This is a genomic window from Catenibacterium sp. CAG:290 (genome assembly GCF_000437715.1).
GTDB lineage: Bacteria > Bacillota_I > Bacilli_A > Erysipelotrichales > Coprobacillaceae > Catenibacterium > Catenibacterium mitsuoka_A.
On sequence record NZ_FR898785.1, the window covers coordinates 1 to 6,352 of the forward strand.

6 protein-coding genes and 1 pseudogene are annotated in these 6,352 nt (G+C 34.4%); 4 read left to right on the forward strand and 3 right to left on the reverse strand.

The window, feature by feature from the left end; all coding sequences use genetic code 11:
• The 3 genes and pseudogenes from QVO42_RS03150 to QVO42_RS03160 form a co-directional block, all read left to right on the forward strand.
• Window positions 1–671: pseudogene (locus QVO42_RS03150) on the forward strand (WYL domain-containing protein); the annotation flags it as partial.
• 46 nt (window positions 672–717) lie between these two features.
• Window positions 718–2,001, forward strand: a complete 1,284-nt coding sequence (locus tag QVO42_RS03155; RefSeq protein WP_022424730.1) for an amidohydrolase family protein — start codon at window positions 718–720, stop codon at window positions 1,999–2,001.
• A gap of 155 nt (window positions 2,002–2,156) precedes the next feature.
• Entirely contained in the window at window positions 2,157–2,591 is a 435-nt protein-coding gene (locus QVO42_RS03160) for a hypothetical protein (RefSeq protein WP_022424731.1), read from the forward strand.
• Window positions 2,592–2,673: 82 nt separating this feature from the next.
• Here QVO42_RS03160 and QVO42_RS03165 read toward each other — a convergent pair whose 3' ends face one another.
• From QVO42_RS03165 to QVO42_RS03175, 3 genes are all read right to left on the reverse strand, one after another.
• Complete coding sequence (locus QVO42_RS03165) at window positions 2,674–2,838, reverse strand: hypothetical protein (RefSeq protein ID WP_022424732.1); 165 nt, start codon at window positions 2,836–2,838, stop codon at window positions 2,674–2,676.
• Window positions 2,839–3,423: 585 nt separating this feature from the next.
• Window positions 3,424–4,425, reverse strand: coding sequence for a GGGtGRT protein (locus QVO42_RS03170; protein ID WP_006505049.1), 1,002 nt, complete (start codon window positions 4,423–4,425; stop codon window positions 3,424–3,426).
• A 15-nt stretch (window positions 4,426–4,440) separates the two neighbouring features.
• Complete coding sequence (locus QVO42_RS03175) at window positions 4,441–5,133, reverse strand: iron-sulfur cluster assembly scaffold protein (protein ID WP_006505048.1); 693 nt, start codon at window positions 5,131–5,133, stop codon at window positions 4,441–4,443.
• A gap of 301 nt (window positions 5,134–5,434) precedes the next feature.
• Here QVO42_RS03175 and QVO42_RS03180 point away from each other — a divergent pair.
• Window positions 5,435–6,352: peptidoglycan recognition protein family protein (locus QVO42_RS03180; RefSeq protein WP_288163703.1), on the forward strand; the 918-nt coding region annotated here is incomplete at its 3' end.

Here is a 6,352-nt window from a genome sequence, read left to right on the forward strand (position 1 = left end):
CACCAGGTGGTAAAGTTCCTTACTTATCTATTGATACACGTATCACCCAGCATAATCCCTTATATAGAGTATGGAAGACAAAAAGCTTTACTGATCATGATATCATTCTTCACTTTCTTATATTAGACTTACTGCATACATCTTTATCCATGAGTGAACTCATGGATCAAATAGATGATAAGACAAATCATACGTATCTCTATGATGAATCAACACTTAGAAAGAAACTAAAGGAATATGTTGAAGAAGGGGTTATTATCACAAATAGAAAAGGAAAGAAGAACTATTATCAATTAAGTGAAGATTATATCATTCCTCATGATGTTCTTGATTTCTTTAGTGAAGTATCTCCTTGTGGTGTCATTGGTTCTTATATACTTGATAAACAGGAGAAAGAAGATTCTCTCTTTGGTTTTAAACATCATTATTTGACTCATGTATTAGACAGTGAAGTGCTTTATGATTTATTCAATGCGATACATGAACATAAGTATGTATCGATAAGAACATCAAATAATAGAATAAAGGTGCTCCCTCTTAGTATATTTATAAGTGTGCAGGATGGCAGACAATATTTGATGGCTTATACGTGTCCTTTTTACAGGGTCCATTTTAGTGTAATGCTATCACTTCTTTTTTCTTACAAAAGAAGTGAGATGTTTAAATTATAATGTGAAGTGAATATGATATCATAGATATAAGAGAGGGGTGAGCATAATGAAGGATGCTTATATTAATGGAAAAATAATAGATGGTACTAAGGAGATGCAAGTTAAGGAAGGTTACGCTATTCTTGTAGAACAGGGTAAAATTAAGAATATTGTTTTACAAGAAGAAGCTGATTTAACAGGTTATAACGTAGTTGATTTAAAAGGAAATTATATTATGCCAGGTCTTATTAATATGCATGTACACTTAGCCGGTAATGGGAAACCACAAAAGAAACAGAGAGATAATGCAAAGTTAGTAAACTTCTTAATGAGTAATCCACTTACTCGTGCTATTGCTCATAATATGGTGAGTGGGTTTGCGGAAATGGAGTTACTCAGTGGTGTCACTACGATTAGAACAGTAGGTGGTATTAGAGATTTTGATACACGTGTACGTGATGAAATTAATTGTGGGAAGAAGAGAGGTCCACGTATTTTAGCAGGTAATGAAGGTATTTCAGTCCCTCATGGTCATATGGCAGGGAGTGTAGCTATTGCAGCTGAAACAATTGATGATGCACTTTTACAGGTAAGTAAAGCAAAGGAACAAAATGTCGATTTAATTAAATTAATGATTACAGGTGGTGTTCTAGATGCAAAGGAAAAGGGTGTTCCTGGAGAATTAAAGATGGCTCCTGAAATGGTCAAAGCAGTATGTGATAAAGCACATGAATTAGGCTTTAAAGTTGCTGCTCATGTAGAATCATCTGATGGTGTCAGAGTAGCTTTGGAGAATGGTGTAGATTCGATTGAGCATGGGGCAAAACTCGATGATCATATGATAAAGTTATTTAAAGAAAATCATGCATTCCTATGTACTACATTATCACCAGCCTTACCATATGCTTTATTTGATCGTTCTATTACTAACGCATCAGAAGTAGAACAATTTAATGGTAAAGTTGTATTTGATGGAATTATAGAATGTGCGAAACAGGCATTAGAAAATGATATTCCTATTGTATTAGGTAATGATGTAGGATGTCCTTGGATTACACAGTATGACTTCTGGAGAGAACTATATTACTTCCATAAGTATGTAGGTGTAAGTAATGCATATGCAATTTATTGTGCGACATTACAGGCAGCTAGAATGGCAGGTATTGATGATGAGACAGGTTCTATTGAAGTAGGTAAGTCAGCTGATATGATTGTCACAAAGGATAATCCATTAGATGATTTACTGGCATTAAGACATATTGAATCAGTGATCATGAGAGGTCATAGAACTGATCATCCTACTAATAAGATCAATGAACAGGTAAAAACTGAATTAGATAAGTTCTTATAATCCCTTCTGACGAAGGGTTTTGAGTATTTATACACAATATATATGAGTTCACTATTATTCATATCTATAAGAAAAAAACAATTATTAAATAATAATATACATGTAGTAGAAGAGAGATTTACCTTCTTGATATAATATAAGAGGAGGAAAACAAAATGAATTCTAAGAAAAAGATAATTGCGGGTATTATTGTATGTTTGTTTATTGGTGTAATGGCTGTATTTGTATTCCTTAGTCCTAATGCATATTTATTAAAGGCTGATGTAAGTGGTGAAAAGAAGACAGCTTATTCTTTATATAAGTCTACTTCTGTTTCTTCTAAGATTAATAGTTTAGAATTTATTGATCAGTTACCAGAAGGTGTTACTAAGTATGATGAAAGCAAAGCTCGTTATGGTTCACCTGCTTACAGTGTTTTATTAAAAGGAAATACGTATCGTTTCTATAGACTTTCTAGAGATACAAATGTTCTTGTGACTAAGACAGAGAATAAAACAAGTAAATATGCTGTTATGGATAGAGATACATATCAGAAATTTGCATCTATTAGTAGTTATATTGAATATGATTACTTAGATTATTGGAATTAAAAGAAAGAGGATTGACTCTGTAAGTACAGATTCAATCCTCTTTTTGTGCACTGTCTCATTTTCATAGAGTTAAGATAATATTTTATAAGTCAAATCCATACTTTTTACTAAACATTCTCCATATTTCTTCTTCAGTATGACTTCTTCCTTCTTCGTAATCTATTTCTGCTTCATTTAACTTATTTTCGATTGTTTCAGGAAGACTAACATTATTATTATCTGAATCAATATCTTTAATTGGTTTCATAACAATCAATTCTCCTTGCTCATAGTATAGCATTTATTCAAACGAATAGAAACAACGATAAGAATCAAGGAAAGTGGAAAGATAGAAAAGCAGGTGATCTTATCTTTTTTGACTAGGAAATTGATAATGATCCAGATCATATGCGTTTTTTTTTTGGAAATTGAAATTTAAACTCAAATGAAAGCTTTAATGAAAGACCTAAGATAAAGAAAGTTAGTGTCATTGATTATGAAATCTAAAGAAATCGGATTGACTCTGTAATAGAATCAATCCTCTTTTTGTCTGTTGATAAAAGCATTTATGCTAAATCCATCTGGATATCTTTTATGTAGTTTATCTAGGTTACCTTGTAAGATAGTATCTAAAGGAACATCTAATGCGGTAGCAGCTTCGGCAAGATACCAGGCTATATCACCTGATTCTTTAATAAGATGATTTTTGTCCCTGCATCAATATCCCATAACACTATTCATAAGTATATCTTTCTTATTCAGTTCCAGGATTCAGCGTTCTTATTGCTTTTTTTGTATTCATTGTAGTAAAGAAAAAGCCCTGAATAAATCAGGACTTTAAGTGTTGAATTAATTATTTGCTAGCTTCTTCAATAGCAACTGCAACTGCAACAGTAGCACCTACCATTGGGTTGTTACCCATACCGATTAAGCCCATCATTTCAACGTGAGCTGGTACTGATGAAGAACCTGCGAACTGAGCATCACTATGCATACGACCCATAGTATCAGTCATACCATATGAAGCTGGTCCTGCAGCCATGTTATCTGGATGTAATGTACGACCAGTTCCTCCTCCTGAAGCAACTGAGAAGTATTTCTTACCCTGTTCGATACATTCTTTCTTATATGTACCTGCAACTGGATGCTGGAAACGAGTTGGGTTAGTAGAGTTACCAGTGATTGATACATCTACACCTTCCTTATGCATGATAGCTACACCTTCACGTACGTCATCTGCACCATAGCAGTTAACCTTAGCTCTGTCACCATCTGAATAAGCAGTTCTAGATAATTCTTTAACCTCACCTGTGAAATAATCGAACTGAGTTTCAACATATGTGAAACCATTGATTCTTGAGATGATCTTAGCAGCATCTTTACCTAAACCATTTAAGATAACTCTTAAAGGATGCTTACGAACTTTGTTAGCGTTTAATGCGATCTTGATTGCGCCTTCAGCAGCTGCGAATGATTCATGACCAGCTAAGAAAGCGAAACACTGAGTTTCTTCATCAAGAAGTCTTGAACCTAAGTTACCATGACCTAAACCTACTTTACGGTCATCAGCAACTGATCCAGGAATACAGAATGACTGTAAACCAATACCGATTGTCTTAGCAGCATCAGCAGCCTTAACGTCACCTTTCTTGATTGCGATTGCAGCACCTACAGTGTAAGCCCAGCAAGCATTTTCGAAGCAGATAGGCTGAGTAGATTTAACGATGTTATAAACATCAATACCTTTATCATCACAGATCTTCTTAGCTTCTTCGATATCTTTGATACCATATTCGTTTAAAGTTTTATTGATCTGGTTGATTCTTCTTTCATAACCTTCAAATGTAATAGCCATTGTTCTACCTCCTAATTATTCCTTTCTTGGATCGATGTACTTAGCAGCATCAGCAAAACGTCCATAAGAACCTGTTGCCTTCTTAACAGCTTCATTAGCATCTTCTCCAGCTTTGATCATGTCCATCATTCTTCCAAGATTTACGAATTCGTAACCGATGATCTGGTCATCATTATCTAAAGCAACTCTAGTAATGTAACCTTCAGTTAATTCGAGGTAACGAGGACCTTTCTTCTTAGTAGCATAAGATGTACCTACCATTGATCTTAAACCTTTACCTAAGTCTTCAAGACCAGCACCAACTACTAAACCACCTTCTGAGAAAGCAGACTGAGAACGTCCATAAACGATCTGTAAGAATAATTCTCTCATTGCAGTATTGATAGCATCACAAACTAAGTCAGTGTTTAATGCTTCAAGTAAAGTTCTACCAACTAAAGCTTCAGCTGCCATAGCTGCAGAATGAGTCATACCTGAACATCCGATAGTTTCGATAAGTGCTTCTTCAATGATACCTTCCTTAACATTTAAAGAAAGTTTACAAGCACCCTGCTGTGGAGCACACCATCCGATACCATGAGTGTAAGCAGAAATATCCTTGATTTCTTTAGAATAAACCCATTTGCCTTCTTCAGGAATTGGGGCACAACCATGATTGCCGCCCTGTTTAACGCAATACATTTCTTCAACTTCTTTTGAATAAATCATTTTTTTACTCCTTTCATTACTAAATGACTGTTGATTCAAGGTGAGGGTTATCACCTGTCAAAATTATATGACACCATGCTTTTAAAGTCAATGAAACTCAAGAAAACAGCATGTAAAAAATAGTATAAAAAGGGCTTAAAATAGCGATTTTCAGACAGTAAAAGGACTTGTGAAAAAATAAGCGTTTTCATTTTTGCATCAATGAAAATTACAGTATGTTAATAGGTTGATGAAGTTAAAAAATTATTCATAATCTTGTAATAGTATTATAATGACAATGCAATAGGAGAAGGATAAACTTATGAAACATCAAAAACTGACAATAAAACAGAAGAGAATACTGAAGAATATACTGGTTGTAGTATTACTTATTATTAGTTTTCCTAGCTATACACCCACACAAGTCATTATTAAAAGTGATCATATATTAATAAGTAACCATCTCTTATCTAGAACAATAGAATGTGAGAGCTTTGATGGTTTGACTTATACAGGGCTAGATGGTAAGAAATATAGTCATAATAGTTATGTAGGTGTACAGCCTCTTACAATCTCTAATACAATTACATTTAGTACTTCTAAGACGCTGTATAGTGCACCATTCTCTTACTATGCCACTTCTAATACTGTTCCTGCAGGAAGTTATCATGTTACAAAAGAAGCAGGACGCTATATGTATATAGAAGGGAAGGGATGGGTTTCATCTCAATATGTGAGTATTGATGTCAATAATTCTATAGAGAATACGACAGGTATACCACTCTACAAAGATTATATGATTCCTGAAGCAAGTAGTCATCGTACACATTACGCTATGAGACCACTTTATATCACCATTCATACAACAGATAATACAAATAGAGGGGCAAATGCTTTAAGTCATGCTAAACTTCAATACAATGGCAATATACGTGCTGCAAGCTGGCATTATACTGTAGATGATCATAGTATCTATCAATCATTACCATTAAACCAGCAGGCGGGTCATGCAGGAGATGGTGTGATGCCAGGAAATAGTGCGTCTATTGCGATAGAGATATGTGTCAATTCAGATGGCCATTTATATATTGCAGAAAAAAACGCAGCCAAACTTGCTGCTGCATTATTAAAACAATATAACCTCAGTATAGATCAACTCCGTATGCATCATGATTGGTCAGGTAAAGACTGCCCTAGACCAATGATAGAAGGGCAGTTTGGATCAATGAACTGGGAGACT

Coding starts and splice junctions, on each gene's coding strand:
- QVO42_RS03155 (WP_022424730.1), top strand. CDS start 718: ATGAAGGATGCTTATATTAATGGAAAAATAATAGATGGTACTAAGGAG.
- QVO42_RS03160 (WP_022424731.1), top strand. CDS start 2,157: ATGAATTCTAAGAAAAAGATAATTGCGGGTATTATTGTATGTTTGTTT.
- QVO42_RS03165 (WP_022424732.1), bottom strand. CDS start 2,838: ATGAAACCAATTAAAGATATTGATTCAGATAATAATAATGTTAGTCTT.
- QVO42_RS03170 (WP_006505049.1), bottom strand. CDS start 4,425: ATGGCTATTACATTTGAAGGTTATGAAAGAAGAATCAACCAGATCAAT.
- QVO42_RS03175 (WP_006505048.1), bottom strand. CDS start 5,133: ATGATTTATTCAAAAGAAGTTGAAGAAATGTATTGCGTTAAACAGGGC.